This window comes from Alicyclobacillus sp. CIJ1 (genome assembly GCF_057538885.1).
In genome coordinates, this window is record NZ_BAAJPH010000068.1 from 1 (window position 1) to 26,794 (window position 26,794).

Annotated in this window: 31 protein-coding genes; all 31 read left to right on the forward strand. The window is 59.0% G+C overall.

What is annotated here, in order from left to right:
• Window positions 1-209: 209 nt before the first annotated feature.
• The 31 genes from AC27E8_RS05565 (at window position 210) to AC27E8_RS05715 (ending at window position 26,794) form a co-directional block, all read left to right on the forward strand.
• Entirely contained in the window at window positions 210-3,251 is a 3,042-nt protein-coding gene (locus AC27E8_RS05565; protein ID WP_487097441.1) for a hypothetical protein, read from the forward strand.
• Window positions 3,252-3,401: 150 nt separating this feature from the next.
• Complete coding sequence (locus tag AC27E8_RS05570) at window positions 3,402-3,797, forward strand: disulfide bond formation protein B (RefSeq protein WP_487097440.1); 396 nt, start codon at window positions 3,402-3,404, stop codon at window positions 3,795-3,797.
• A 93-nt stretch (window positions 3,798-3,890) separates the two neighbouring features.
• Complete coding sequence (locus tag AC27E8_RS05575; RefSeq protein ID WP_487097438.1) at window positions 3,891-4,664, forward strand: BRO-N domain-containing protein; 774 nt, start codon at window positions 3,891-3,893, stop codon at window positions 4,662-4,664.
• A 55-nt stretch (window positions 4,665-4,719) separates the two neighbouring features.
• Window positions 4,720-5,334 carry a metal-dependent hydrolase gene (locus tag AC27E8_RS05580; RefSeq protein WP_487097437.1) on the forward strand — a complete coding sequence of 205 codons (615 nt, stop codon included), beginning with the start codon at window positions 4,720-4,722 and terminating at the stop codon, window positions 5,332-5,334.
• 13 nt (window positions 5,335-5,347) lie between these two features.
• Window positions 5,348-5,602, forward strand: a complete 255-nt coding sequence (locus AC27E8_RS05585) for a hypothetical protein (protein ID WP_487097435.1) — start codon at window positions 5,348-5,350, stop codon at window positions 5,600-5,602.
• Between the two features lie 69 nt (window positions 5,603-5,671).
• Window positions 5,672-6,283: a TcpE family conjugal transfer membrane protein gene (locus tag AC27E8_RS05590; RefSeq protein WP_487097433.1), complete on the forward strand. Its 612-nt coding sequence runs from the start codon at window positions 5,672-5,674 to the stop codon at window positions 6,281-6,283.
• Window positions 6,284-6,347: 64 nt separating this feature from the next.
• Window positions 6,348-6,962: a hypothetical protein gene (locus tag AC27E8_RS05595; protein ID WP_487097432.1), complete on the forward strand. Its 615-nt coding sequence runs from the start codon at window positions 6,348-6,350 to the stop codon at window positions 6,960-6,962.
• On the forward strand, window positions 6,959-7,624 hold the full coding sequence (locus tag AC27E8_RS05600) for a hypothetical protein (protein ID WP_487097431.1): 666 nt from the start codon (window positions 6,959-6,961) through the stop codon (window positions 7,622-7,624). Before AC27E8_RS05595 ends, AC27E8_RS05600 begins: the two co-directional genes overlap by 4 nt.
• A 15-nt stretch (window positions 7,625-7,639) precedes the next feature.
• Window positions 7,640-8,860 carry a transglycosylase SLT domain-containing protein gene (locus AC27E8_RS05605; protein WP_487097430.1) on the forward strand — a complete coding sequence of 407 codons (1,221 nt, stop codon included), beginning with the start codon at window positions 7,640-7,642 and terminating at the stop codon, window positions 8,858-8,860.
• Window positions 8,861-8,865: 5 nt separating this feature from the next.
• On the forward strand, window positions 8,866-9,666 hold the full coding sequence (locus AC27E8_RS05610) for a GGDEF domain-containing protein (RefSeq protein ID WP_487097429.1): 801 nt from the start codon (window positions 8,866-8,868) through the stop codon (window positions 9,664-9,666).
• Window positions 9,653-10,555: an HD-GYP domain-containing protein gene (locus tag AC27E8_RS05615; RefSeq protein ID WP_487097428.1), complete on the forward strand. Its 903-nt coding sequence runs from the start codon at window positions 9,653-9,655 to the stop codon at window positions 10,553-10,555. The genes AC27E8_RS05610 and AC27E8_RS05615 overlap by 14 nt, the downstream gene beginning before the upstream one ends.
• A gap of 3 nt (window positions 10,556-10,558) precedes the next feature.
• Window positions 10,559-11,416 (forward strand): type II secretion system F family protein, encoded by an 858-nt coding sequence (locus AC27E8_RS05620; protein ID WP_014465144.1) that lies wholly within the window; start codon window positions 10,559-10,561, stop codon window positions 11,414-11,416.
• 74 nt (window positions 11,417-11,490) lie between these two features.
• On the forward strand, window positions 11,491-11,703 hold the full coding sequence (locus AC27E8_RS05625; protein ID WP_487097426.1) for a hypothetical protein: 213 nt from the start codon (window positions 11,491-11,493) through the stop codon (window positions 11,701-11,703).
• 25 nt (window positions 11,704-11,728) lie between these two features.
• The gene (locus AC27E8_RS05630) at window positions 11,729-12,031 is read left to right on the forward strand and encodes a hypothetical protein (RefSeq protein WP_487097424.1); all 303 of its coding nucleotides are present in this window, start codon (window positions 11,729-11,731) and stop codon (window positions 12,029-12,031) included.
• An 86-nt stretch (window positions 12,032-12,117) separates the two neighbouring features.
• Window positions 12,118-12,564 carry a hypothetical protein gene (locus AC27E8_RS05635; RefSeq protein WP_487097422.1) on the forward strand — a complete coding sequence of 149 codons (447 nt, stop codon included), beginning with the start codon at window positions 12,118-12,120 and terminating at the stop codon, window positions 12,562-12,564.
• A gap of 14 nt (window positions 12,565-12,578) precedes the next feature.
• Window positions 12,579-13,037 carry a hypothetical protein gene (locus AC27E8_RS05640; protein WP_206830149.1) on the forward strand — a complete coding sequence of 153 codons (459 nt, stop codon included), beginning with the start codon at window positions 12,579-12,581 and terminating at the stop codon, window positions 13,035-13,037.
• Window positions 13,037-13,651 (forward strand): methyltransferase family protein, encoded by a 615-nt coding sequence (locus tag AC27E8_RS05645; RefSeq protein ID WP_487097420.1) that lies wholly within the window; start codon window positions 13,037-13,039, stop codon window positions 13,649-13,651. The genes AC27E8_RS05640 and AC27E8_RS05645 overlap by 1 nt, the downstream gene beginning before the upstream one ends.
• A 2-nt stretch (window positions 13,652-13,653) precedes the next feature.
• Window positions 13,654-16,074, forward strand: a complete 2,421-nt coding sequence (locus AC27E8_RS05650; RefSeq protein ID WP_487097446.1) for an ATP-binding protein — start codon at window positions 13,654-13,656, stop codon at window positions 16,072-16,074.
• A 67-nt stretch (window positions 16,075-16,141) separates the two neighbouring features.
• The gene (locus AC27E8_RS05655; RefSeq protein WP_236011217.1) at window positions 16,142-16,465 is read left to right on the forward strand and encodes a hypothetical protein; all 324 of its coding nucleotides are present in this window, start codon (window positions 16,142-16,144) and stop codon (window positions 16,463-16,465) included.
• A complete protein-coding gene (locus AC27E8_RS05660) occupies window positions 16,462-17,181 on the forward strand; it encodes a replication-relaxation family protein (protein ID WP_487097418.1) in 720 nt (239 codons plus the stop codon). The genes AC27E8_RS05655 and AC27E8_RS05660 overlap by 4 nt, the downstream gene beginning before the upstream one ends.
• 90 nt (window positions 17,182-17,271) lie before the next feature.
• Complete coding sequence (locus AC27E8_RS05665; RefSeq protein WP_487097417.1) at window positions 17,272-17,742, forward strand: hypothetical protein; 471 nt, start codon at window positions 17,272-17,274, stop codon at window positions 17,740-17,742.
• 51 nt (window positions 17,743-17,793) lie between these two features.
• Window positions 17,794-18,774, forward strand: coding sequence for an Ig-like domain-containing protein (locus AC27E8_RS05670; RefSeq protein WP_487097416.1), 981 nt, complete (start codon window positions 17,794-17,796; stop codon window positions 18,772-18,774).
• A 930-nt stretch (window positions 18,775-19,704) separates the two neighbouring features.
• Complete coding sequence (locus AC27E8_RS05675; RefSeq protein ID WP_487097414.1) at window positions 19,705-19,977, forward strand: HU family DNA-binding protein; 273 nt, start codon at window positions 19,705-19,707, stop codon at window positions 19,975-19,977.
• Entirely contained in the window at window positions 19,977-20,933 is a 957-nt protein-coding gene (locus AC27E8_RS05680) for a hypothetical protein (protein ID WP_487097413.1), read from the forward strand. Before AC27E8_RS05675 ends, AC27E8_RS05680 begins: the two co-directional genes overlap by 1 nt.
• 17 nt (window positions 20,934-20,950) lie before the next feature.
• Entirely contained in the window at window positions 20,951-22,180 is a 1,230-nt protein-coding gene (locus AC27E8_RS05685; RefSeq protein ID WP_487097412.1) for a CpaE/TadZ family protein, read from the forward strand.
• A gap of 38 nt (window positions 22,181-22,218) precedes the next feature.
• A complete protein-coding gene (locus AC27E8_RS05690) occupies window positions 22,219-22,677 on the forward strand; it encodes a hypothetical protein (RefSeq protein WP_487097410.1) in 459 nt (152 codons plus the stop codon).
• A gap of 21 nt (window positions 22,678-22,698) precedes the next feature.
• Window positions 22,699-23,709, forward strand: coding sequence for a ParM/StbA family protein (locus tag AC27E8_RS05695; protein ID WP_487097408.1), 1,011 nt, complete (start codon window positions 22,699-22,701; stop codon window positions 23,707-23,709).
• A gap of 6 nt (window positions 23,710-23,715) precedes the next feature.
• The gene (locus tag AC27E8_RS05700) at window positions 23,716-24,321 is read left to right on the forward strand and encodes an EAL domain-containing protein (protein ID WP_487097406.1); all 606 of its coding nucleotides are present in this window, start codon (window positions 23,716-23,718) and stop codon (window positions 24,319-24,321) included.
• Window positions 24,318-24,818 (forward strand): hypothetical protein, encoded by a 501-nt coding sequence (locus AC27E8_RS05705; RefSeq protein ID WP_487097404.1) that lies wholly within the window; start codon window positions 24,318-24,320, stop codon window positions 24,816-24,818. Before AC27E8_RS05700 ends, AC27E8_RS05705 begins: the two co-directional genes overlap by 4 nt.
• Window positions 24,802-25,965 carry a ParA family protein gene (locus AC27E8_RS05710; RefSeq protein WP_487097402.1) on the forward strand — a complete coding sequence of 388 codons (1,164 nt, stop codon included), beginning with the start codon at window positions 24,802-24,804 and terminating at the stop codon, window positions 25,963-25,965. Before AC27E8_RS05705 ends, AC27E8_RS05710 begins: the two co-directional genes overlap by 17 nt.
• Window positions 25,955-26,794, forward strand: coding sequence for an SAF domain-containing protein (locus AC27E8_RS05715; protein WP_487097401.1), 840 nt, complete (start codon window positions 25,955-25,957; stop codon window positions 26,792-26,794). The genes AC27E8_RS05710 and AC27E8_RS05715 overlap by 11 nt, the downstream gene beginning before the upstream one ends.

Here is a 26,794-nt window from a genome sequence, read left to right on the forward strand (position 1 = left end):
CGGGAGCATTACCGAGTATCCATCAAGTGGTCACGTCTTCCGCGGCGTCCAATACGCTTTTTGGCTACTCCAATCCCACTTCTCCCTTCCCAGGATGGCAACATCCGTCGCCTAACAATTACACGTTTACCCTGCCGCCGGAGGGCTGGTGGAACACGCTTTTCGGGGGAGGTGCGATCAAGGAAGTTGCGAACTTCATCGCGGACTTGGTGTCGCAGGGGCTGGCGTGGGCTTTCCATATCGCGATCATGATCGCGGTGGACTTCACGAATCCAGCGTGGCTCGTGAACCCCATCTCTCAACGCATGGGAGTTTCATTCTCTCAGGCGTATTCGAATGTGTTTCTACGCTTGCTGCCGTTCCTGTGCCTGGCAGTAGCGATCTACATGGTGTGGCATTATCTCCGAGGACACCACACCAAGATCCTGACGGCGTTTCTCACCACCACGGCGATGGGCGGGCTGCTGTTTGTATTTTTTATGCACTTCGCAGCGATCTTCCAGGTGGTCAACAATCTCTCGGAGAACTTGGACAACACCGTGAGCGAGGCGATCGAATCGGTCGCCGATCTTAGCGCCACCACGATCTACGACGCCGCCTGGAATATTTATGTGCTGGAGCCTTGGGAACTGGCGCAATTCGGACATGAGTCGAACGACCTCGCCAAATTTAACGTATCCAACGCGGCGGTCGGAGAGAGCTATACGACGGATAGCGGGGCTTCCGCAACGATCCAGCCGGGAGATAATTGGGTAGTTCTCTTCATGAAGAACACCACGTCCCAGGCGCGAGACAGCCTGCTGAATGACATCTTGAGTACGTCTCAGCCCTTTGCGGAATCGTCGTGGACGAGTACGAGTGTGAAGAACGCCAATCCGTACAACAACATCATCTTCCTGTTGGTGATGTTCATCCTGGGCTTGCCATGTCTCGCGTTTCTGGCGTTCATGGCGTTTATTCTCTTCGGATTTGAGTTGGCGTTTTTGTTCAGTGCGTTCATGGGCATTTTCGTCTTGCCACTCGGGTTTGTCCCCGAAGTCGGTTGGGGGATCGTGCAGAACTGGGCGAAGAAATCAGTTGGCTTTCTGCTCTTGAAGCTGGCCAATGTGGTGTATATGGCGATCACGTTTCTGCTCGTGACGATCGTGATGGATTCCGTTTCCCTGACCGGTGGCGAGGCAACGCTCATCACGGGAGCCATCACGAGCGGGCTGATCTTTCTGGGGGCGCTCATGATGCGCCATCAGCTCTTCTCGATTTACGTCGAGCCGGTCGTCGCCCGTATTCAAAACGGAGCGATCACGGACGAAGATGGCAAACCGCGAAGCCTCATGGACGAATGGCGTCAGCGCACCCGCGAAGCGTGGGGGCGGCGTGATCAACGTGACAAGCGTGACGACGACCAAGACAACAAGAGCGGTGGCGGCGGCTCTCTTGCCCAGAAGACCTTGAGCGCAGCATTCAGTGCGATGGGGCGAGGGGGCAGTGGAACTTTCGGCGCGCCTCCTACGGGGAGTGCAGGAAACACTTGGTCTTCGCGCTGGTCTTCCTCCCATGGCGGGGCCGCACCGGGGAATGCGGTTGGGGGCGCATCAGGTGGAACCCCGCATGGAGGGACATCCTCCAGCGGAGGAAGCAGTTCCAATGGAGCAACGTCAGCAGGTTCTTCCACAAGTCGCGCGTCGCAAGGCGGTTCGCCGGCGTCCAGCGCACCCACTGCGGGCGGACAACCGGCGCAACGTGGGCCGTCGACCGCTGACAACGACGATGAAGCCAAGGTCGCAAAGCTTGAGACACAGCAGACTACACCAGAATCTACGGCGAACGAACAACCAGGATCCGAAGTTGAATCCCGTCCAAACGCGGACGTGAAATCGAGCGATGGAGAAGCGCAATTGCCCGAACAAGAGACTGCATCGCTCGGCACGGATGCGGCCTCAGAATCGCGTGATGCGCGTTCGGAGCATGTTGAAGATCGCGAAATACCCGAGCCTCTCTTGGTGCCTTCGAAGAGTACGGCAGATGGGATGGTGAGGCGCGAAGACGAGTCCATGCGGCGTGAAACGGATGACGAGGTGGCGATGTCCTCCTTGGCGGATGCTTTTGCGACACCCGAACCCACATCCCAACCCGAAGCTTCGTCTGCGCAACGTCGCATGACTGACGAATCTTCGCCAGAGCAAGAGGAACGGCAGGTGTCCGCAGAGGACGCGACCGAATCGTCACCCGTGGCGACGGAAGAACAGGATGTGCCATCTCCGCAATTGGTCTCTGAAGCGTTTGTCGCACCACAAGCCGATGCAGGAGAACGGGTGAAAAGTGCTTCAAGGGCTTCTGAACCTGAAGCCTCCGCAGTGAATCCAGGGACGCTGCGCAAGGACAGCGAAACGAACTCAGTTTCAGGCCCCAGAAGCGAGGAGGCGCGCGCAGAGTCTCGTGCGGCGAACCGCTCTGAGTTGCCGGAAGTGGAAGTGGACGATGCGGAAGTCGGCGCGCTGGAGCGAAGCTTTCACACGCCTGCGCCTGTGCAAGAGACGGCGGCGGAAGCGAGCCGGCGGGGAGTGCCTGAAACGCCTGCCTCGGTGGAGCAAGACGAAACGCATACCATGGCGACTGAAGAAACTGGTACGCGCGACGACACCCCTGCGGTTCAGGTTGAATCGTTTGCCGAAGCACAGACATCGGCTTCGGATACGACGGCAACCAAAACTCGCGAACAAGCGATCGAACGGCAGGCCGATGATTCAGGACGCAACATCACGCTTCGCCCGACGACACACGACGAAGCTCATGTGCCGGCAGACGGACGAGAGGCCGCGGGAACGTCCATCGGTGCAGAGTTCACCCAGGCATCGGACGCCGTGAAGCCTGCTGCGCCTTCCGTCCATCCTGCAACGATTCGCCGTATCGAGGGTACCCATGAATCTGAGGTTTCTGCGAACGCGAAACAAGCGGAGGGCGAGCAAGGATCGACGCCCCCCAGGGCCGCAGAGTCCAAGAACACGCCGAACACAGTGGTGCGGTTGCAACCGAAGGCTCCCCAGGATTCTTCGCAAACCACTCGAACGAACCCCACGGTTCAACCGCCTGCACGCAACACGCAGCGGCGTGAAGAGCGGACGGAAGCTTCTCGACGCACCTCGCCTGTCGCACCTTCGCGCAGGGTCCCGAATCCGCGTCAACGCGCGCGCATGGGGCAGCCGCTTCGGTTTGATCCGCGACGGAATCGGAATCCGAGAGACAACACCTGAGACTAGGCTCGCCTGGGAAGGCGGGCCTTTTTGCATGCCACTTCTCTTCTCGATCGAGAGGCGGATCACTGCCCATCTGGTGAGGAGGCTGATCCAATGCGGGCAGTCATCAGGTGGATAAGTTGGAAACGAGCGAGGATACGCCGTGGCATGGGAATCGTGATCCCTGCAATTGCGCTCAGTGTGAGCGCGTACTGGAGCCTCGTACTCCACTGGCCAGCCTGCGTGATGTGTTGGTCCGAACGCATGCTTCTCGGGGCGACGCTTCTCGGGTGGGCAATCGACAACCTGTGGGTTGTGGCGCTGGCTCCGGCGGTAGGTTCCATCGTCGCGTCCGTGCAGTGGTGGATACAACTTCGCGCCGCGCACGTGGGCTTCTGTTCAGCCACGGCGTCGTGCGATGTGTCGTATCTCCAATGGGGACCGTTCACGACGGCTGCACTAGCGGCGCTGGTGTTCATGGTTCTTCTGCTGCTGGCGATGGATCGGATTGTGCATCGGCCCGCACCATCGAATCTGGTTCCGTTTCCCCGCAAAGCATCGTAAGGCCCGCCTGAACAGTCAGGCGGGCTTTTTTGCATGCCATTGGCCGTTTAAGTAGAACGGGCATTCCAACTGATTCCCCGGGAGGTTGATCAAATGGATCGTATGGATACGTTGTTGCCGTTTGAGTACGAAGGCAAGCAGGTGCGCGTGGTCGTGGTCAATGGCGAGCCTTGGTGGGTGGCGAAGGATGTGTGTGAGATATTGGGCATCACCGACGCACGAAAGTCAGTTGGTCTCCTTGATGAGGATGAGCGGAATACTATTCCGGTCACCGATGCGCTTGGACGCCAGCAAGAGACTTTTGTTGTCAACGAACCAGGATTGTACTCTCTGATTTTGCGTAGTCGCAAGCCCGAAGCGAAAGCCTTTAAGCGTTGGATCACCCACGACGTGTTGCCGACGCTCCGCAAAACGGGCCGCTACGAAATGCCCCATCGCAAGTCCGCCGAAGACGAGGAGATGAAGCGCGAACGGCTGGCTGTCATGCGGATGAACGCGCAAGCGCGCTTAGCCAAGGTCGTGTTGGATGCCGCGCAGAAGTTTCGAGATCAAATTTCGCAAACGGCGATTGAGTCGTTGCTGTTTGCAGCCGTCAATATCGCGGCTGGACGCGAACTCTTGCAGCCGCCCGCCAAGGAACGTCTGTACTCCGCGACGGAGATCGCTGATGAAGCTGGCGTCAGTGCTAATCTCGTTGGCCGCATCGCAAATCAATACGGGCTCAAAACTCCGGAATACGGCGAGTTTGTGTTAGACAAATCGCCGTATAGCGACAAGCAAGTGTCATCGTTTCGCTATAACGCCCGAGGCAAGGCCAAACTCTTGGAACTACTCGGATTGCAAATGGAGGAACCGCTTCGTCACTGAGCAAACATCGTGGTTTGCATGCCACCCCGCTTCTCCTCAGAGAGGGGGTGGCTTTTTGATTCATACGACTCACGCAGTGTTTGCGGTGGCCCTGACGGAGGTGATGCTCGCATCTGAACACGCGCCGATCACGTGGCAGGCCGCTGCCACGGCTGCCGTGGCGTATGCCGTAGCGCCTGTGCCGGACATCGATCAGCCAGAGTCCTGGATCTCTCGACATATCCCGGGCGCTTCTGTGGTGTCGATGTTCGTGCGCCACCGCACGCTGACCCATAGTCTGCTCGTCTCAGTTCTTCTGTACCTCGTGCTGTTTGGCCTGGGGCTTCGAATTCCTGACTGGCTGGCCACGGGGATTTGGATAGGCTGGGTGAGTCACTGGGTGATCGATCTCGTGAATCCGCGCGGCGTTCAGCTTTTTTATCCGCTGCCCTGGTGGGTGAAGCCGCCGGTGCCGTGGCTTGCGGTCGAAGTCGAGAGCGCCGGGGAGACCGTGATTCGCATCGCGTTGACGGTGTTCGCTGCGTTCTTTGGCCTCGCTTATCTGTTGCTTCATGCGCCTCACGAGATCCAACTGGCTGCGGCGCGGCTGTTGCCTGTCGCGCGACGTTTTGTGGGGGCGGTCACCTGGCCGTGGTTCAGCGCATTGTGCCACTTTCTCCATCTTGCGTAAAGGGGGATGCCTTATGAACGGAACGGGCACGACGCTTTCGGACATTTCCAGCAATCCTCTGTGGAGCTTGTTGGATCCGATCTTTTCGATCTTAGGAGTCGTGGCGCTGGCGGTCATGGTGGTGCGGCTTTTCATGCACTATTTCAGGGGAGCCCACAGCAACATGCTGGTGACCGTGGTCTTTGGCATGGTGGCGTTACTGTTTTTGCTCGCCCCGACGGTGTTCTTCCCCATTATCCAATGGTTTATCGGAAAGATCGGGGGATAAGGCATGGGGCGAGGAGCGTTCCTCGCCCCATGCGTCTATGACGGAAAGCAACAGGCGGAGGAGGTTCGTATGCCGAGAACCTACCAGAAGCTGTTCAAGCAGAAAGTGGTCGTGACCAACATTGACCGGAAGATTCACTTGGGGTTTCGGCTCTACTGGGACGATCTCGTCACGTTCGCATTGTCCTGGATCTTCTTTTTCTTCTTCGACGCGTTCACACCTTATCGGCTGTTCAACCTCTTCATGAATCGTTGGGTGGTCGTTACCCTGAGCGCCGCAGGATTTACTTGGCTGGCGCGCAAGCTCGACCCGGACGGGAAATCGCTCGTCAAGTATTTGTATGGCTTCGTTGCGTATCCGTTTCGCAGCCATGTCAGCGATGGGTTTGTGCGCAAAACCCGCACGTTGGTTTGGCGTCGAGGACGGCGCACGGTGTTTCGCGCTCAGGCGCGAGTGTGGTGGACGCGCGGAGCGTTGCTTTTGCCGACGCGAGTGCGGACACGCTCTGCGGAACCGTGGACTTTCACCAACGCTGTACATGTAGACGTGAGCATTGGGCGTCGGCAAGCGGTCTTTCGACAGCCTCGGCGTCTTCGCTGGCCGAGCGGGCGATGGATCATCGGGCTTCGGCCCGGGGTGTACGAGGTGTCGGGGCGCAAGGTCACGCGGCTGGACCGATAATCACTGATTTTGCATGACAAACCACACTTCTATGAGGAGACCAAGGTACCGAGGAGGATGTACGTTGAAGAAGGGAACGTTCATGATCGCGATGGCCGTGCTGGGGAGTCTCGCGTTAACGGGGTGTGGAACCCACGCGACCCAAACCACGGCGTCCACGGCGCCTTCGCCGACTCAACCGGTTCCGGGGCCGAGCGTGGGGACGCACGCTTCCAACACAGTCTCGTCGAATTACAAAATTCCACCGGTTAAAGAAGTTCCAGTGCCTACCAAAGCCCTGCCTGTGCAAATCATGCAGCATCTGAAGCCCTATGCGAGCCGTTTGGAACATGTGACGTCGCTCCCGGTCACGGTGCCGAACGGGACCAAGAATGTGCTGGTCATCAGCGCGTTGACGGCCTATGCGATCCCACAATTTCAGAGCGTGTGGTCGCAACTGCACGACAAGCCCGCCGTCGTGTGGGTGGGACTGACGCAAGCGCAAACGGAGCGTGTGTGGAAACAGGCAGGCTATGCAGGTGATCCGTTGCCGAGCGCTGTCACGTTGTACGAGGATACGTCTCTGCCTGTCCCCATCGCCTATCACCGCGTGGCGAACGGCTGGGAAGCCGTGCCGGGGATCTTGCCTGCCTCGCAAGTGCATGACTGGTTGGCATTCTTTGAGGTGGCGAAACCGTGAATCGCAAAGTGACGTGGCTTGGGATAGGGATGGCAGCCTTGCTCGTGACGGGCTGCGGTGCGGCGACGAGCGTATCCAAACCGTCTGACGTTACAACAGGAATTTCATCGCATCCTGCTTCGTCCAGGGAAGTGACGGGGGTCAACGTGCTCCCGTCGCCACACGCCGTCTTAGGTTCAGAGACTTGGCACGGATTATCGTTTGTTCCAAGCTCGATGCTGCAAGTGCTTGAGACGGCGCGAGTCGAAACGGCATCCGGCCAGACCGTGGTTCTTCCGCTTGATCGGCCCGTCATTGTTTTCGCGCCGTGGTGCGAGTATTGCCACGAGCTGGCCCAGACCTTGAAGCAGGAAGGACTTTTGAATCAAGCCACATGGGTTGCCGCGGGGTTCGAGCGATACGAATATCCGATGACACAGAATGGGACCATGTTGCAACTTCCGATGCCTTTCACGCTGGCTGAGGCCCAACAAAAGGTCCAACAAGCGTTCGCCGCCTTGGGTGTGCCGATGCCGGAACGGGTCCTGTACGCGATGCCAGGGACCGCGCTTGCGAATGCGATCCGAGGCTTCCCAGACGTGTTCGTCCCGCACGATGGACGCTGGTATTTGCAGCCGGGTTACGTGGAAAACACAACGTTCTGGCGAGCCATTCTGGGGTAAGGAGGAAGAGAGGGCTTGACGGCGATCCTGGGGAGAATCGGACTGCGGATGGGGCTGCATCTCGCTCGCCGCCGCTGGCCGCTTCTTCTCCTTCTGACGATGTTTCTTGTGAGCATCCCAGGCTTGTTTTTCCTGCTCCTCTTTGTGGCGGTGCTCGCAGGTGGCAATGCGCTCAATACGGCGGTTCCCTCGTCGTGGAACGGGCAAATTCCAACGGATGTGTCCCCGGCAGACGGGATCCCGACGCTGTTTGTTTCCTACGTGCAACAGGCCAGTGAGACCTATCAGGTGCCCATGCAGTACGTCGCGGCGACGGCGCTTCACGAATCGTCCTGGGAACCGAATGCGTATGCCGACTACGATGGAAGCCACGCCATGGGCCTCATGCAGTTTGAGCCGGAGACCTGGAGCGGGTGGTCGGATCCGTATGTACAGGTCGACGAGCCGGATACGGACGCGCTTCGCATCCAGCAATACGGCGGCTACGGCGTAGATGCGGATCATCTCGAAGCGCCGATCGGCACGCCTGCCGAAGCAGCCTTGCAGCCTCAGGAACTCGCAGCGTTGAACGAACAATGCGCGGCAAATGGGGGGCAAGGGTGTGCACCCTACGCATCGCCCTACGACCCCGATGATGCGCTGAATGCTGGGGCGAAATACCTTCACATGCTCTATCTCATGTATGGGAGCTGGCCGAACGCAAGCGCGCACTACTATGGGTCCAGCGATGAAGCGGCGGTGCAGGATTACATCAACGCGCTCATGCGGATGACGGCTGCCTATGTGTTGGACACGCCGCCTGTGGCACTCGCAAACGGTGGGTATTGGCCGTTTGGTGACGCCAAGCTTACCTTTACCCCATCTCCGGCCGGATGGACGGTGCAGGCTACGCCTGATGACGGGAATGCTCCATTGGTGAGTGAATTCTTGCCGTCGCTTCCGATCTTCGCGCCTGCCTCCGGTACGGTGACTTGGGTTACGACAGGAAATCGAACGACCGTCACGTTGCCGTTGCCGGACGGCGGCAACCTTGCCCTACAATTCTCCTCCGATCAGGGGATGAAATGGGCGTTGGCCAAAAACCAATCGAACGGCCCAGTCTCCGCTGGGGACATTGTGGGATTTCTCAACGTGACGGAGCCGTTTCAAGTATCGAGCGACATCGCAGACCTTGATCCGGGGATCTCGGCGGGTGTGGTGACGCCCCCTGGGAATCCCGTTCACGCAGGAGTGTGAGGAGCATGCAAGAAGCCTATGTCCGTTTTCTTCAGCGCCTCGCCCAAGGCGCATCCTGGCGCGACGCGCACATGCAGTTTTGGCTCGATATGCGGGCATTCGGCGTGGAGGTCGAAACGCCAGACGGGGTGTTTGAACGCGGCGTGACCACGGGATCACCGGCATGGAAATCCCTGCTTCGTGTCCGCGAGCTCCACTGTGCGGATGGCCTCTATCGAGTCTACTTTCGCGGGGACCCGACACCGGAAGAGGAGCAGGCCGTTGAATTTGCCTTGGCGGCGGACAGTCTTCTTCACGACCACGAACGCTTGAAGCAGGAAGCCACGCACGACCCATTGACGGGATGCTTGAACCGCAAGGGGCTGCAAGAATGGTTTGAACGTCGGCAACGGCGGTACAACAACCTCGAATTTGTGCTGGTGCTCATGGACTTTGACAAGTTCAAGCGCCTGAACGACACCAAAGGCCATGCGAAGGGTGACGAGGCGCTGTGCGCGATTGCGCAAGCGCTCCAAGCCGAGAAGCGTGCGTCGGATGTCTTGGCTCGACTGGGCGGGGACGAGTTTGTGCTCATCTTTGAAGCGTGCGCGTGTCATGAAGGCATGGTGGATCGGTTGAGGCAACTCAAAGCGCGCTTGCCGCTCGAACAGTATGGCCTCGACATTACATTTGGCACGGCATGCTTTCCCAAGCACGGGGAGACCTTGGAACAACTGCTGGCGCACGCCGATTTGCATCTCTATCACGGCAAACATCGCGGCGGTGGCGAGATCGTGTGGGGGGACAGCGCCCATGGTGGAGCTTGAGATCGGGCAGGACGGCGCGATTGCAGCGGTTCGAGGCAACCTGGACGAACTCTTGGACTTTGCGCCCGACGAGATAAGGGGGTTGCCGAGCGCCTTTTTGCATCCGCAGATCACGGAAACGGGCCTTCACACGCTCTGGGTTCGGCGCAGGAATGGCGATCGGGCGCTGCTCCATGCGTTTTCCATCCCTCACGACACGCACACGCAAGTGTATCTCGCGCATGTGTTCGAGCAAGACACCATCCAGGTGAAGCTCGCCTACCAATCGGCGCTCTTTCGCGGTCTCGCGTTTGCAGCGGAGTACGGGGACCCTGAACTGCTAAACCATTTGTCGCGAGTCGAACGATACACGATCTGGATCGCCGAAGAGGCACTACGCTGGGAGCAGCCCGATGTGTCCCGCATTACCCTGGCTGCCTATGTCCACGATGTCGGGAAGTCGGCGATCCCGCGCGAAATCCTGTATAAGCCCGCCAAGCTGACCCCGGAAGAGTACAAGCTGGTGCAGACGCACACCCAAAAGGGGCGCGACGTGTTGGAAGAGGTCGAAAGCTATATTCAACAGGAGAACGCTTGGCTGTATGACGAGAAAAGCTGGCAGTGGGCCAAGGACGTCGCACTCCATCATCATGAAAACTGGGACGGCACCGGCTACCCCACGGGCGCGGCGGGCGAAGAGATCCCGCTGGTGGCGCGGGTGGTCAAACTGGTGGACGTGCTGGATGCGCTGTTGGAGGCGAGGCCCTACAAAGAGGGGTGGCCGCTGGAGCAGGTCAAGCGCGAGATCGACCAAAAGAAGGGCGTTGAATTCGATCCCCATCTCGCGGAGTGGTTGCTCGCGCAGGACTGGGCGTTCGTGCAAAACATTGCGACGGGAAAGAAGGGGTAGTCGATGGCGTATGCGCTCGGTGTGCTGATGGCCCTTGCGGTGCTCATCGGCGTGGTCGGGACGTACCTCGCCGATCAGGAACAGGAACGCCTGTTCCGTCAGTCCGTGCACGGTACGTTTCGGCGTCCGAAGCCCAAGCAAGGGTTTCTCGAAAGCCTGCATCAAAACTTGGTGTTTTTCGCGCGAGAGATCGGACATCCCGAGTGGGCGGACCTTGCGTATCGCGTGTCCTTCGCCATGCCGGTGCTGGTGTTGGCGTTGTTTCTGCTCCTCGGCCTCTACTGGGCTTTTCCATTCGCGGCGTTCGCGTTTTTTCTACCCTACGTGTATCTGAGTCGCCTATATAAGCGTGCACGGCTTCTGCTGAAGAAGCAGTTGCGTCAAGCGCGTCTGTTGATTGCGCTGCTCACGGAGGCGGGCGCGCCGATCGAACGCGGGATTCTGGCAGCGGAATCGGTCGCGAATTATCCGTTGAAGCCGTATCTTCGTGACGTGTGCATCGCGATCGGCGCGGCGGAGGGTATGGAAAACGTCTCGATGCGTGTGGAGACGGTAGTGGAAGCGTTTATGACCATGGCGGAGCGCCTGCGCTTGCCGGAGGCTACGCAGTTCGCGCAGCTTTTGTCGCAAGCGACACGGTATCACACGCCGCTTGTGGACATGATGCTGACGTCGCTTGAAATCGAGGAACGCATCCGCGATGCGGAGGCCGAACATCTCCACAATTCGGCGGTGGCTAAGATCGGCCTCATCTCCACGTTGGGGATGGGGATTCCGGTCTTCGGCTATATCTTCTTCGCGGTCCTGTCGTACGCGATGAAACTCTTCGCGAGTGGTTTTGGCGTCGGGATCGCGTTTTGAGTTCGTTTTTGCATGACACCCCTCCTAGGGATAGGAGGGTTTTTTAATGCCCTCGGAAGGGAGTGTGAAGTCTCATGCAACGCCTCCTCAGTTGCGTGATTCGCAGCCCCACGTTTTGGCGTGGGCGTCGAGCCGGGACGGGCAGCACGATTAACCTGGTGAGCATCTTCTTGATGATCGCCGGGATCGGCATGGCGACCGGCACGGCTCTGTTGTTGTCGAACACGCTGCAGCACGGCGTTGTTCCTGCGGCGTTGAAGGCGTTTATGGCGATGTTTGGTTCGTAAACCGACGAAAGGGGAATCTGTGAACATGACCACATGGGTACGTTCGCACTTGCTGCGCTGGCGAAAGGCAGGCCCCGAACAGTCGAACTTGAATCGAACCCTCTTCATGATCTTCGGGATCCTGCTTACGATCGCTCTGTTCACGGTGCTTGGGGTGTTGCTCTTCCACGGATTCAACACCGCCAAGTCCTCTGGGGAGAACGCGCTGAACTCGATCACGCAAAGCTCGGGGACGGCGTCTTCGGGCGGCTATTCGGCCGGTTACTCGGGGAACGGCAACTTCACGCTGCCGAACTTCAGCTCGACGTCGGGAAGCACGGGATCGTGAAGTGGCGAAGGGTGGGCGTGACCATGCGCTCACCCTTTTTTTGGAGGAACGGAGTTTTTGGACGGCGGGTCTGGAGGTGAGCGCGCATGAGATGGTTACGAGGCGGTACGGGCGTCAGTACGTTGTTCGCAGGACTGGTGACCACGGGGGTCGGGTTGGTGATCCTGGGTCTGATTCTGACCTTCACGTCCTTGATTCACGTCCGGAGCATCCTCGTGACGGCTGCGGAGAACGGCGCACGGGTGGCGGCGATTACCGGAGATGCGTCTGCGGCGGAGCAAGCGGTTGAAGACACGCTGCAAGCCTCGGGGTTGCCGCTTACTTACAACGGGCAAACCCTATGGAGCGCTTCGTCCACGGAAGTGAGCGCGGATGTGTCGACACCCGAGGCACAAGTGACGGTGCAATACGATGCGCCGTTTTTGTTTCCGGATCTGTTGGCGGCGATTGGTGCACCGAACAGTTTCCCAGCGACGATCCCGATGTCCGTCACCGCCTCGGATGTCAACGAAGCGTACTTCACCTCCAGTTGAGGAGGCGAACTCTCTTGGCCGTAGCCGAACTGTTCAAAGGGCTGGTCTATACCACGATCGGGTTGCTGCTCTTGACGGTCATGATGACGTTCGGGGCCACAGTGGCTGGATATTTCGAGTTGCGCGCCGCAGCGGAGGCGGCGGCGTGGTCAGCGCAGTCGCAGATTCAACAGGAAGTGGTCAACTCATCGGGGGTACAGGGCTATTTCACGACGACACTGCAGACCGTCGGAGATCCTGTACAAGCTGCGCAGCAACAGTTTGAAGCCAGCGCACAAAGTGAACATCTGTCCAACCTGTTTGACAACCTTCAAGAGAACGCCACCGTGAACAACGAAGAAGTCACCGTCACCGTAAGCGGTACGTTCCATGTGCCGTGGATCCAGGAAGCGACCCAGGCGATCTTCGGCGGAGCGTTCACCACGGATTTTCAGGTGCCAATGACGGTCAGCGTCACCGGGGGAAGTGCATGATGTTGCGCATCGGTGTTCAGGCGTTTGCGGCAGGCGTTCTTCTTTGGAACGCTTGGCGATTGGGGCATGTGCCACCCTTTTGGCCGTTTGCGGCGTTACTCGTCGTCGAAGCTATGATGCTCCTTTGGAACTTGATCCAACGTCCCAAGGAGATCCATCGCGGCTGGTGGGCATGGGCGGCGTCCGTTGGGATCGTTGTGTTTCCGGTGGTTGTGGCGTTTTGGGTTCACGGCCCGATTCATGAATCTTTGTGGCGTTTCGGTCTCTCCTATAGTCTGCAACTCCTGGCGCTGTTGCTTGAGGTATGGGCGCTCACTGCGCTTCGGCTCTGTTTCTCGCAACTCGCCGAGGCGCATTGTGTGGTGCGAAGCGGACCTTATCGTTATATTCGCCATCCGTTGTATCTCGCGTATTGCATTGGGATGTTCGGAAGCTGTATCGGTGTGAACCGACCGGTATTGTGGGGGCTTTGGTTACTGTTTGTGGGTATGGAGGTCTTGCGGGCGCGAGCGGAGGAAGAAGTGCTGGCAGGCGTGTTTCCGACTTACCGGGTGTACCAGACGGAAACGGGCATGTGGTTTCCGCGTTGGCGAGGAGGCGGTGAACGTTGCTGAATGTGGAACACACCTTCATGGGCGTGGCGGCGGTGGGGCTTGGAGCCGCCGCAGGCTATGGCGTATGGCGGGACAAGGACAAAGTGCAGGCGGAGCGCAAACGTTACGAGGGACAGCCCAAAGCGCTCATCCCTCGGAGTCATCACACGTACGACCTGCGCGAAGCCAGTGCGTGGCTCGCTCGTTTGTCTCACTTTCGCCGAACCAAGGCGGAGCGTCGAAGCAAAGGGCCGGTGTGGTTTCGCTTTCGTATCGAGAAAGATGCGAACGGAGACGTTTGGTTCTGGCTCATTGTGCCGGAAGATCGCGAGCAAGGCGTGAAGGGGACGCTTTCACCCACGTTGGAGCTGCACGAAGTGCCAGAAGAACGAAAACCGACCATCCGCCTGAACCCGAAGGTGCGGATGGAGGTCACCGCTCGACACGCACTCTTGCCGTTTGCGCGAGATGGCAAGCGGGATCCGCTGGTGACGCTCCTTCGGGCGATGGGCAAGAACACGGCAGTCGAAATCGCGTTCAGCCCCATGGAGGAGGGCGAGGCGTTACGGCGGGTGAAGCGGGAACATCAGCGCCTTGATCCCGAACTGCGTCAATCCGGGGCGAATCCGTGGGCCAAGATCGCGGCGGATACAGCGGCGGAACTCGGTGCGGCGTTCACGGGCAAATCCGCCAACAAAGGGGCAACTTCCAAACCCCAAAAGCCGCGAGTGCTTCCACACCAAAAGCGGCAGATTGGCGGGATCGTGCAACGGTACGAAGAGTTAAGCGACCTGTTTCACGTCACCATGCGCTTTGAGGGCGACGAGAAGCATCGGGCGCAGCCGTTCTTTCAAGGGATGCTCGGCGCCTTGCGGGATCTGGCGGCGGAAAATCAACTCGTAGCCTCGAAATCCCTGAAGCCGTTTGTCATGTCGGCGGATGAATTGGCGCAACTCGTGCATGTGCCGTCTCCAGAAACCTGGCCGCAGATGCCGATCATTCGAGAGCACGCAAAAACACTGAGAGACGACGAATTTGCAGAAGGCGTGGCCATTGGCTATCTGCGTCACCCGACGCAAGCCTCGCGGTTGGTGCGCATCCCGTATGCACAATTCACGCGCCACTTCCTGATGACGGGCATGACGGGCGCCGGGAAATCGACGACGCTCATGTTCTTGCTGCAGTCGATTTTGGACGACTGGGTGCAACAGACGCCTGGGAATCCCAAGCCTGGACTCACGCTCATAGACCCGGCGGCGGAAACGACGCTCATCTTCCTGTCGCGTCTGCAAGCGGCCTTGCCGAAAGACAGTCCGCTGTGGAGGAAGGTTCACTATATCTCGTTTTCCAACCGCGACTATCCGGTGGCGCTGAACCTGCTTCAGGTGCTGACCACGGAGGCCATGGTGGCCACCCTGGGCAAGGCCTACGGGGGCGGCGCGCGTATCGACGAGATCATCGACATGTGTGTGCAGGCGTTCAAGGAAGACGACGAGGTGCAGCATGTCCTCGCAGGCATGATCCCGATGCTGAAAGACGAGAACTGGCGGCTGCAAGTCCTGCGCCGGCTGAAATCACCCTTGGTGCGCACGTACTGGGAGCAGACGTTCCCGGCGCAAGCGAAAAACCCCGACTACTACGCGCCGGTCGAACGCCGCCTGCGTCCCTTCGTGACGAGCAGCACCGCCCTTTACTTCGGGCAACCGGAGTACGCCTTGCCGATTCGCGAGTGGATGGACGAAGGACATATTTTGCTCATTGACGTGAAGGCGCTGAGTGGGGAACTCATGAGCCTCATCATGGGCGGGCTCATCGAGCAATACTACCAGATCGCGCTGACACGCCCAGAAAGCACGTCACTCACGCATTTCCTGCTGGTCGATGAGTGTCACCGCGTGCAGACCGACATCATGGCCAAGATCATCGCCGAGACGCGCAAGTTTGGGCTGTCGCTCGGTATGATCACGCAGTCGGTGGAGCAATTCAGCGGGGAACTCAAAAAGGCGATCAAGGACGTGCTGGGGAACTTCTTCTCGCTCCGCGTGGGTGCGGACAGCGCGCGGATCATGGCGGACTTGACGCAAGGACATTTCACGCCGGAGTACCTGCGCGCGCTCCCGGACAACGTGGCTGCGGTGTACACGATTGTCGGTGGCAAGGCGCACTCCTGCGAAACACAAGCGCCGCCGCCGGATGTGTATGAAGGTTTTGCGCCCAACGCCAAAGTCGTGAATTTCTTCGACAAGCCCGCGCTACGCAAGCGGTACGAGGAACTTCGCGCCTTTGGCTACGAATTGCAGAAGGAATTGGGCCGCCCCGCCCATGAAGCGGAAGAGCGGCTCAACTTCTACCTGGAGCACGGGTACTGGCCGGATGGCGAGAAAGCACAAGCATCCAAACGTAAGCGTCAGCGGGGACTGACAGCCCATGATTTGTATGGCTGAAATGCCGCTCCACTTCGGGGCGGCGTTTTTGCCTTACACCACGAGAATTTGTGAGGAAGGAATCGAGATGGAATCATCATGGCGTGCAAAACCGTACACACTGCACATCTACATTCGGGATCCGACGCTCATTGCGTGGCTCGAAAGCCTGCCGAAGCGCCAACGTTCTCGGGCGATTGAAGCCGTGCTGCGGCAAGGGCTTGAGCGAGCAGATCCTGAACACCTGAGTGCAGACGTGGAGGCATGGGCGAAGCGCATCGCGGACGAGGTATTGAAAGGGATCCAGGCACGGCAGAGCGTTGTGGCCGCACAACCGCCACAAACTCCGAAATCGCCGGAGATACCCCGCAACCCGGTGACGGCGTTCTTGCAGAGGTGGGATCTGGATTGATTTTGTCGTGGCGAGATAGCGAGTTTCCGCCCGAGCAAAAATTGTTGGGTGTGGTGTATGACGCGGGCGTGATCCTGCGCTCCGATGTCTCGTTTCTCTTGGGGTGGAATCAAAACACCCTCAAGAAATATATCCGTCGCGTCCGAAATGCGCATTCCGAACCGTTTCTCCGTGGAGGATGGACGCATAACCGCACTGGCTATGCGCTTGTGCTGACAGAAGCAGGTGTGCGGTATGTGCACCAGATGCTGAGGATAGACGGGAAACCGGTGACCATGGATGCCTTGTGGAATCATGCGCTGGGGTTGAATGCCGTTTTAATGCGCTATCTACGCACCCACGGATTTGAGGATGTGCGCTGGTTCAACACACGAGAGGCAACCGATGAACTCTGGTTTTTGCGCAAACTTGCGACCGGGGCGGCAGACACGGATTTGCGCGCTTCAGCCATTCGTCCAGACGCGGCCCTTCGCACATCGAACGGCTTTTGGTGGGTGGAATTTGACAATGCCACGGAGACATCAAGGCAGTTGTGGCGCAAATACCAAATGTACATCACGAATCTTTCAGAACTTGACGAGTCCTTTCGAAACGTGGTGTGGGTCACGAAAAACGAAGCACGACAGCGGAGCATGGAAATGATTTGGACACAGATGCCAGAGAACAACCTACGCATGCAATTTTTTGTCGAAGGGAAGGAAACGTTCGAAGGATGAAAAACCGTGGAATTATTGTAGAAAAACTATATATTCACTGGAGAATCATTGTACCCTATCGAAATCGATACAGTCTGGAGTGGTGCTCATTTGCGAGCTGAATTAGTCCTGATAAATTTCAACAGCGCCGCCGTGCTCTGCATCTTGGCGGTGTGCGCTGTGACCGACGTCCTTTACCGCCGGGTGAGTGAGACGTTTCTCGTGGTGTTCACCCTAGGGATGCTCGTGATCGACAGGGCAGTCTTCCATGCCCCTTGGTGGTTCATGCTCACCATGCTCCTCTGTGGTGTGAGCCTCGGTGCGCTCTGGTGGATGGTGGATCGTGACCACGCGCTCGGGGATGCGGAGATGGTCGGGGTGATGGGGCTGGGCCTCGGCGTCCTGGCGCTCGTGCCCCTGTTTCTCGCCCTGCTCCTGGCCTTGGTAACCCGACCCCTGTGGCCTGTGTTGGCAGGCCCTCAAGTCAACGCTGAAGAACGCCAGTTGGCTCCAATGGGCGTGTATTTTTTCTTGGGGTTGGTCTGCACCATTCTAGCAAGTATGGCGGTTTTACGGCCATAAACGAGAGGTGAACAGCCGATGTGGCGCTGGCGACGTGCAGGACCGGAAAACATGATGCCACGCATCCTGATTCTGATCTTTGCGATTCTCATGACAGGAGCAGGAGTGGCCGTATACTGGGTGTTGACAGCTCACGGCAGTTCACAAGCCACACAAACGCTGGATGGCGATGCCTACGAACTGTGGGGTCAGCATAGCCCGGCGTACACTGTCGCCGTCAACGAGGGCAATGCGGTGGTTTCGGAGACGGGCGTCATCGGGATGGCGCTCTCGCTCACCGGGAACCCGACGCAGCTTTTGGTGGGGCAATCCGCGACATTGACGGGGAACGCAAGTGAATCGACCAACGGATACACGCTTGGGATCTACGATGAGACCACGGGACAGTGGGTCACGGGTGGCAGCGAACAAACGATCTCAGCCAGTGTGAGCCAACAAGCGCCTGGCACGCATACCTACGTGCTTTACCTTGGGACACCGGGCGGGTCGCCGATCCAGTCGTCGTCACCCGTGCAGATCACGTGGGAGGCGTACCAAATCAGCATCCAAGCTTCACCGTCTCCGGCCTATATCGGTCAGACCATCACCGTGAGCGGGCAGGTCACGGCTGGCGGCAGCGGCGTGCCGAATATCCCTGTGTCGTTGCAGGCAAGCGGCGGGAACTTGGCAGCGGCCAACGTCACGACCAATGCGCAGGGGCAGTGGTCGACGACGTTTTCGGCGACGACACCGGGCACTTACACGCTCACGGCGACCGTCTATGGTCAAAGTACGACCACAACCGTACAGGTTCAGGGCGCCACGGCGGTGACACTCACGGCGACGCCGGTTTCCACCGCGCCGGGCAACACGACGGTGACGCTCACCGCACAGGCCAACGCACCCCTTGCGCCGAATCAGACGCTGTCAATTGTGGATGTGACCACAGGACAGACGATCGCCGGGCCGTCCAATCAGCAGACCCTCACGACGACGTACACGCTGTCCCAAGGCGCGACGAACCAGTTTATCGCGTACCTGAACACGAACTGAGCCGCCTTCGGGCGGCTTTTTTCGTTTTGCCTTACACTCTGCGATCGAATGAGGAAGCCAACATCAAAAGGTGGGGGTCCATGATCACCATAAGTGCGCTCTGTATGCTGCTCTGGTCGTTTTATCAGAGACTTTCGCACAAGCAAGGTTCAGTTCCTATGACTGCAAGATTCACACAAAAATACGCCCTGATATGGCTGGCGTTTATCACGCTCGTTTGGATCATCACAGGCACTTGGTATTAAGCATGTCGAACTTACCACAAGGTACCGACGAGGGGATGGAATTCAACGTGCACATCATGCGGCGGATTATAAACTTTTTCCCTTTGCCTCTGATAGGCCCAAAGCCCTATCATGTCTATGATAATTCTTCCCTATTTGAATTTGTTTTCTTAATGACGTTTTGGTATTTAGGTATTTTAGGTTTTGTGCTCGTGGAAAGACTTTCTTGCGATCACGCCCACGATCACAGCGGTGATAGGATACAGGGTAGAAATGAGGACCAAGAGAAGAAGAGAAAAGAAAGACCAAATCGACGATATTTGTAGGTGGAAATGAGACTCCGTTTAATATTCCCCATAATTTCAGAATAAGTACAGACACCGTTGCTAGGATCGTTCCGCAAGTAAGAACAATAAGTTGTAAGACTGAGATGGGAATCCTGGATAACAACTTTTCTCTTTCTATCCCAGATGCGAATATAAATAATTCTGTAATGGCTTCAATAAACCATTTCATCATCGTCGACATCACACCGAATCATCATCATCAGTAATTCGTGTTGCAATCCGTATCATCATACCGAAGTTATTCGTGGCAAACTGCTTCATTCCTTCTGCACATGATGAAAATGTTCGTATCCGCCGCCTTCGGGCGGCTTTTTTGTTTTTGCATGCCACGCCTCCATGAAGTGAAGGGAGTGGTCTTGATGAACAAGACGGAATTGGTTGAGGAGATCGCAGCCCGGACAGGTTTGAGGAAATCTCAGGTCTGGCAAACCTTGAATTCGTTCTGCGAGGTGGCCACCGAGCGGCTGCAAGCGGGCGAGGATGTCGCCGTGCCTCCGCTTGGCAAGTTTCGCTACGTGGTGCGCGCCGCGCGGCAGGGGCGGAATCCGAAAACGGGTGAAACCATCGAAATCCCCGAAAAAGCGACGGTGCGCTTCCTGCCGTCAAGCGCGCTGAAGGGACGTGTGAATTGATGCGGGTGTACCTGGCATTGGGGGACGCCGCCGCGGAAGCGTGGATTCGTGCCACGCTTCCCTCGGTGGAGTGGGTGGACGACTTCGACGGTGCAGACCTGGCGCTCGTGACCCAATTGGCATCGGCCAAGGCGGCGCTGCAGGCACGGGTGCCTGTGAAACTGGTGGCGGGCACCCAACAGATTGCGAAAAAAGCCCGGCAACTTGGCATCCCGGATGAACGCGTGATGGTCGTGCCTGTGCTCAATCAACTGACGGCGGCGCAGGTGCTGGCATTCATGGTGCGTGATCTCGATTCTCCGCCTGTGCGGTATACGCCTGCGCCGTTCAAGGTGCAGGTGATGTCGAGCCGACAGGCGGGCGGGACGTTTGTGGCGTGGAACCTGTTCCATGTCCTCTTGACGCGCGGCGTCAAGGCCAAACTTCTCAGTGCTTCCAGCGCCAGCCCACTTGCGACGTGGGTTTCGCCGCCGTATCGAGACATGGTGTTCGGCGCAACCGAGGCGGACGGCGGGGAGGTCTGGGTAATCGACACGTCCGACACCACGGTGCAGCTCGATGTGGACGCCGTGATCCTGGTGCAGGATTGCGATCCCGCGAAGGCCCTTCCTGCACTGAACGATGACACGTATTGGCTCGTAGTGAACCGCGTGCCGTACGGGCTTGAAGTGGGTTCGGAAGCGCACATGGTCATCCCCGATTTTGGCGCAGCGGCGTATGAGGCCATGACGACCGGGGTTCCGGTGGCTGCCAAGCACACCTCGTTCGCCTCGGCCATGTGGGAACTTTGGCTGGCCATCGATCAGTACGAGCGCAACATTCGTCTCGATGTGACGCTGAGCGACCACGAAGAAGAGCGCGCCGCTGAGGCGAACGAGGGTTTTGTCATAGACGATGACACGGCGGTCGGCGAAGTCGGCGAAGCCGAACCTGTCGGCTTTGTTTTGGATGAGTAAGGGGGTGAAGGGACCTTATGCTGGCGCTGCTTTGTGCGAACGGGGCAGAAGAGATCTTAGCACAGTGTGACGGGATCTTGGACGTTCGGCTTGTGACGGCCATGAGCGAGTTGCGGCGGTATGTGGCCACAGGGTACGTGGAAGGGATCTTGGTGGATGTGCGTTTGGGGGTGACGGCGGCGGTGCGGGAACGGTTGCCGCAGATCCCTGTGTACGAATTCACCGTGCCGTTTGATCTGGCGGCGGCCATGCGCTGGGAAGAGCAACTGCGCGTGCAGAAGAACGCCTCCACAGCCTCGCCGACACCTCTTGAGACCACGGTGGAGCCGTCCGCAGCGTCTGCACCGCCTACGACCGTGCCACCCTCACAGGAGAAGGCACCACAGTCGAGCGTCCAACCGACGAACATGTCTCGCGTGGAGCCCCCGATGTCCACCGCCGTGTCCGAACCGTCTGTGTCGCCTCACAATCCAGTCGAAGCGCTTCGGCACACGTCGACGCCCGTCGTGCGCCGACGCACCGTGCCCGTGCTCATGCTGGACAGTCCCAAGGGCGGCGCGGGGCGCTCGACGCTCGGCGCGCACACCGCGTATTACGCCGCGTTGCGCGGGAAGCGCGTCGCGGTGATTGACCTTGACGTCAACGGCGACATCGCGCAAAAGTTCGGCTTTGCCGATGCCGAGGATGTGCGCGGTTGGCGCGGCGGATCGGTGGAGGAGGCCGTGCGAGATGGGGTGTGTTTATTGCACGAGTCCGGACTTCACATCTTCCCGTCGCCGCAAAGCCCGGAGGTGGTGCTCCAGTCCCCGGAGGATGCGGAGTATCTGGTGAACCTGTGCCTCGAAGAGATGGATACGGTACTGCTTGACATGCCGCAGGGCTGGACCCCGATCCATCAGGCGGTGTTGCCGTATACCACGAAAGTCATGCTGGTGGTCAACCCCGCCGTCGACCAGTTAGCCAGAATCCAGGAACATGCGGACAAACTCGCATTCTCGGGGCTGGATGCGTCTGTGGTCTCAGCCTTCGTGAACAAGTCCAAGCGTGTGCGGGCGGATGAACGCGCCATGCGGCAGTATCTGACGCCCTACACGGTGCGCGCCGTGGTTCCGTTTGACCCCACGATCGACAAGCGAGGGGGGCTGAACGGCAAACGCATTGTGCAGGCGATGAAGCCGTTTTGGGATGAGGTGTTCGAGTTTTCGGCGGTCAAAGCCAAACGCCGTTGGTTTGGCATCCGCGCTTGATGCCATCCAGTCCTCATGAAGATAGGGAGGGGTGAACCGTGAAACGGACGGTCCTCGGTGCATGGATCGGTGGAGCGTTGTGCTTGACGTTTGCCCCCGTCGTTGGTGCACAAACCGTGCAAAGCAACACCGTGACGGTCACGGCGGGGCATTACGTCCAGACGGGCACTCAGACCATCCCCGAAACGGTCACGGTGCCACAGCAACAATGCCAAAACGTACAGGTGCAAACAGGAGTAGAGACCGGGCAGTGCGCTATGGGGTACTATACTTTCTATGAAAATGGTGTTTTGGAAGGTAGTAGTTTTAATTACTGTCCATCAAATGCAACCTTAGAATATATAATTACGAGCATAGCGAGCAATGGATATGCAAATGTTTATAACTATTCAATTCCTATCTATACCACAGAACAACAATGTCAGACGGTGTACGTGCAACAAACGCAATATGTGACCCAGCCAACCTACTCGTGGGTTCCCACGAGTGTGTCCTGATAGCCGAAAGGGGTAACCAAGATGATCGTTGGTGTGGATTTGGGATACGGATGGATCAAAGCCACCGCCGGGGAACGCCAGGTACGATTCCCGGCGGTGGTTTGTGATGCGCATGATCTCATCATGACCGAGCTGTTTCAAGCGCCGGAGTATGAAGCGCACCTCGAAACGGCATCTGGCGCTCGGCGGGTGTTTGTCGGGGAACTGGCGCGGCGCGAAGGGGTGACGGCGCTCAATCTGGCAACGAAGAAGTACGAGGACGCGGATACGGAGGCCCTGTGGCTGGTGACGCTCGCACTCCTGGCGCAGGAAGGAGAGCCGCTGCATGTCGTGACCGGCCTGCCGCTCGCGCACTTCGAATCGCAACGGGAAGCGTTGAAGGAGCGCCTGCTGCACCTGCGCGGACGAGTGACCGTGCAGGATCGAACCATGGAGGTCGCGCCGCAAAGCGTGCGTGTGATCCCGCAGGCAATGGGCGCGATGATCGGCACTCTGCTCGATCCGGTCACGATGGAGCTCCGCAATCCGGCCTGGATCGAGCAAGGAGGCTATCTGTTGCTGGTGGACGTGGGCACGCGCACCACGGGCTTTGTCACGTTTGAAACGCAACCGGAGCTGCGGCTGGTGAGCCGCTTGTCGGATTCTGTGGACGTCGGGGTGCACGACTTGTATTTGGCGCTGGCTGGAGTCTTCCGTCAGCGCACGGGAGAAACGCCGTCACTCTCAGATCCTCTCTACGATGAACTCTACGCGCGCGGCGAGGTGTACTACGGCGGGCACACGGTCTCGGTGGAACCGGAGCGGTCGAAGCACATCGAGCGCATGGGGCAGCTCATCGCGCGGCGCATCCAAGAGCATCTGGGGGCGGATGGGTTGAAGCGCATCCACACGGTGTTCCTTGCGGGCGGTGGGTATCGCATGGCGCAGGGCGTGTTGCAACGGATGTTCCCGCACGTCCATCTGGTGCCGGACCCGCAAATGGCAAACGCCGAAGGCTATCGGCTCTACGGCTTGGCGCGGATCGGAGGGTGAGGACACATGACACTGCGAAAGCAATCGATTGTGCGCATTCCAGGACACGAACTGTATGGATACGAACTGCTATTGGCACACCCCAAAGACACGCTGGGCCTGATGGCGGAGGCGGGACTCCTCGGGGATCTCGACCGGTACATCCTCGAAACAGCGCGAAGCCTCGCCAAGACGGAGCGCACTCGCATCTTCGTCAACGCGACGTCGGAGCTCCTCTCGAAACAGCGCCTGCCGTTTTCAGAATGCGACGATCTCTCAGGCGTCGTGCTGGAGATCACCGAGCGCAGCCGCCTCGATATGGAGGCGGTTGCTGCGTATTTGGCCCCGTTTCGCGCGCGCGGGCTGGAGGTGGCGCTCGATGATTTCGGCACCGGTTTTAACGGGCTGTCGCGCTGGGGCACGCTGCGCCCGGATTACATCAAAGTCGCCCTGACGAACGAGATGGCGCACTTTTTTCCCTTGTTGCGGCGCGCGGCGGAAGAGCTTGAAGCCACCATCATCGCGGAGCGCGTGGAGACGCCGGGGCAGGAGCGTTGGCTACGGGAACTCGGGATCGGGTTCGGCCAGGGATTTCTGTACGGGAAGCCGACGCCCGTGGTGACGACCTCATGAAGATCGTCGGGTTTGCGGGATTCGCGAAAAGCTTTTTGGCCTGGAACCTCGCGGGTGCCGTCGAGTCGAGCGTGATCTACGCCGACCCTCGCGCGCCGTATCGCGTCTGGAATCGCCATATCCGCATCTACGAGCACTGGCTCGACGTCAAACGCCTGCAACCGTCGCCTGCCTTGGTGTGCGTGGATCACGAGGAGTCCGACGTGACGCCGGAAGTCGTGGTGTACGGCGTGACACCGGATTTGGCGCGCGTGCAAGCCGCGATACGCACCTTGCAACAGGCGTCGCGCCCCACCGTGTTGGTGCTTGTGGGCTACGAAGACACCGGGGTGCCGTGGATTTTCCCGGCTGAATTTCGACCGACGCTCATCCTCCCGTGGGACATGCGTCAAGCCACCTGCGCGCTGGTCGGGGCGCCGCTGACACGCCGCGATCCAGCGTGGCGGGTCAAGTTCGAGACGTTGTGGAGGGAGATCCAACATGTGGCTTCTATGTGACCACGACCCGATTCGCGGCGAGCGGTTGCACCGATACCTGGACAAGCAGAACGTCCCTTCGCAGATCGCCACCAAGGAAGACGAGATCCCGGAGGCGTCCTCCGCGTACAAGCTCGCCTTGTTTCTGGGTGAGTGGAATCCGGCGACGGTGCGGCGCGTGAAAGAGACGCTGGGGGTCTCGGTCCTCTACTGCACCGCCGAGAACGTGCGCCCGGAACGGTTTGAGGAACTGCGGCAACAGGGGTATGACGACGTGGTACCGTACCCGCCGGCCGTCGATTACGTGCGGCACTGGGAGCGCACGGCCTCAGACGAGGAACGTGGCGGAACCACCGCGCTCGAAAAGCTCGTGGCGGTGCGGCGCAAACGCTCCTATGAACCTCGTGAAACCGCGCCGTTCGCGCCGCCGCCTACGCCGATCACGCGGAAGGCGAAGGTGATTTGCATCACGGGGGTCAAGGGCGGAGTCGGCAAGACGACCACGGCTGTCCTCCTCGCCAATGCGCTGGTGGCGAAAGGGAAGCGGATTGTGGTGGCGGAGCTCGACCCTTACGGGAATCTCGCAAATCTGTTCCGCCTGGAGCGCACGGTCACGGCGGATCGGTATGAGACTTTGCCGGATGCGCTCACCGAGCCCGAGTTGGAGCAAAACATGCTCAGGACCCCAGCGGGATGGTGGCTTATTCCCAAAGGGGATCGACCGCTTGGGTTGAGCAAAGACGGCGTATCCCGGCTGATCCACTTGGTGGGGATGTACGCCGACGTTCTGATCGTGGACACGCATGCCGGGCACCTCGTTTCCACGGTCATCGCCATGCGCGAGGCGGATGTGGTGTTGGGGATCACGACGACCGACCGCACGACGTGGACGGATCTACGCGCCTTTCTCCAAATGAGTGAGCGCCCGGCCTATCTCGTGCTGAACCGCGTCCGGGAACGCCCGCGTAAAGCGGTGTCTGTGGGCGCGTTTTTACAGCGGGAAATCGGCTTTCGGGTTGCGGCCATCGTCCACGAAGACGACACGCTCTATCGCCGGGTACAACAGGGTTTAACGCCGCTTGGCTCCCGGAAGACCAACGCTAAGATCCATCAACTTGTGAACACGCTCTCGATCACCTCAAAGGAGGCGAAACCTCGTGAAGCGTAGCGCGTTTTTGTTGACCGGTGTTGGCCTTGCGTTGGCCGCAGGTGCGCTTTTCGCCGTGGGATATCGTCTGACCACGGCGACGGTGCCGGTCCTCACAGCCAGCACAGCTATCCCGGCGGACACTCCCATGCAGGCGGATGAACTGACCACCACGCGCGTCCCCAGGCACTTCGCGGAGCAGGCTGGGCTTATCACTGATCCGCCCTCTGCGCTCGTCGGACACTATCTGTCGGTCTCGACAGTGCCCGGCGAGCCGATCAGTGCGAACATGATCTCCACGACGAACGATCTGCAGGCCCTCCTCAATCAGTACACCGCCGCCCACGGAGAACAGGGTGTGCTGATGGACTTCACGGCGAATACGGCGCTGGCGAACTTGGTGGAGCCGGGGCAGACGATCGCGATCACCGTCACGCCCCAGGGACAGGGCGCAGTGCCCCAGCTCTATCCGGTGTATGTGCTGTCGGTGTCGGTGCCGCAGCCAAGCAACAACTCGTCTCTGGGCGGTTCGTCCTCGTCGTCGAAGGTGATCTATCTCTTCATCCCGATGTCGGAGTACGACGCGGTGGCCGGAGCGATTCTGTCGGGCAGCGCGCATGTGGTATTCATGCCGAGCGGCATGACGCTGCCGAACGTGTCATCTCCATCGTCTGCGCCGTCGACATCCACGGGGCCGTCCGCATCGTCGTCCAATACCACCTCCGGGACCAATAGCAACCCGACGGCACCCGTCATGCCGGGCAGCACGCACATCTCGACTTCTTCATCGACACCCGCCACGCCGTCGCCATCGGTGCAGCACAAAGCAGTCCAACCCAAGCACAAATGA

Bases quoted from the DNA above. Each gene is read 5' to 3' on its own strand.
- AC27E8_RS05585 (WP_487097435.1), top strand. From the start codon at position 5,348: ATGAACGGAACGGGCACGACGCTTTCGGACATTTCCAGCAATCCTCTG.
- AC27E8_RS05610 (WP_487097429.1), top strand. From the start codon at position 8,866: ATGCAAGAAGCCTATGTCCGTTTTCTTCAGCGCCTCGCCCAAGGCGCA.
- AC27E8_RS05590 (WP_487097433.1), top strand. From the start codon at position 5,672: ATGCCGAGAACCTACCAGAAGCTGTTCAAGCAGAAAGTGGTCGTGACC.
- AC27E8_RS05570 (WP_487097440.1), top strand. From the start codon at position 3,402: ATGGGAATCGTGATCCCTGCAATTGCGCTCAGTGTGAGCGCGTACTGG.
- AC27E8_RS05670 (WP_487097416.1), top strand. From the start codon at position 17,794: ATGATGCCACGCATCCTGATTCTGATCTTTGCGATTCTCATGACAGGA.
- AC27E8_RS05705 (WP_487097404.1), top strand. From the start codon at position 24,318: ATGAAGATCGTCGGGTTTGCGGGATTCGCGAAAAGCTTTTTGGCCTGG.
- AC27E8_RS05630 (WP_487097424.1), top strand. From the start codon at position 11,729: ATGACCACATGGGTACGTTCGCACTTGCTGCGCTGGCGAAAGGCAGGC.
- AC27E8_RS05635 (WP_487097422.1), top strand. From the start codon at position 12,118: ATGAGATGGTTACGAGGCGGTACGGGCGTCAGTACGTTGTTCGCAGGA.
- AC27E8_RS05675 (WP_487097414.1), top strand. From the start codon at position 19,705: ATGAACAAGACGGAATTGGTTGAGGAGATCGCAGCCCGGACAGGTTTG.
- AC27E8_RS05655 (WP_236011217.1), top strand. From the start codon at position 16,142: ATGGAATCATCATGGCGTGCAAAACCGTACACACTGCACATCTACATT.
- AC27E8_RS05700 (WP_487097406.1), top strand. From the start codon at position 23,716: ATGACACTGCGAAAGCAATCGATTGTGCGCATTCCAGGACACGAACTG.
- AC27E8_RS05695 (WP_487097408.1), top strand. From the start codon at position 22,699: ATGATCGTTGGTGTGGATTTGGGATACGGATGGATCAAAGCCACCGCC.
- AC27E8_RS05575 (WP_487097438.1), top strand. From the start codon at position 3,891: ATGGATCGTATGGATACGTTGTTGCCGTTTGAGTACGAAGGCAAGCAG.
- AC27E8_RS05680 (WP_487097413.1), top strand. From the start codon at position 19,977: ATGCGGGTGTACCTGGCATTGGGGGACGCCGCCGCGGAAGCGTGGATT.
- AC27E8_RS05710 (WP_487097402.1), top strand. From the start codon at position 24,802: ATGTGGCTTCTATGTGACCACGACCCGATTCGCGGCGAGCGGTTGCAC.
- AC27E8_RS05620 (WP_014465144.1), top strand. From the start codon at position 10,559: ATGGCGTATGCGCTCGGTGTGCTGATGGCCCTTGCGGTGCTCATCGGC.
- AC27E8_RS05685 (WP_487097412.1), top strand. From the start codon at position 20,951: ATGCTGGCGCTGCTTTGTGCGAACGGGGCAGAAGAGATCTTAGCACAG.
- AC27E8_RS05645 (WP_487097420.1), top strand. From the start codon at position 13,037: ATGTTGCGCATCGGTGTTCAGGCGTTTGCGGCAGGCGTTCTTCTTTGG.
- AC27E8_RS05625 (WP_487097426.1), top strand. From the start codon at position 11,491: ATGCAACGCCTCCTCAGTTGCGTGATTCGCAGCCCCACGTTTTGGCGT.
- AC27E8_RS05615 (WP_487097428.1), top strand. From the start codon at position 9,653: ATGGTGGAGCTTGAGATCGGGCAGGACGGCGCGATTGCAGCGGTTCGA.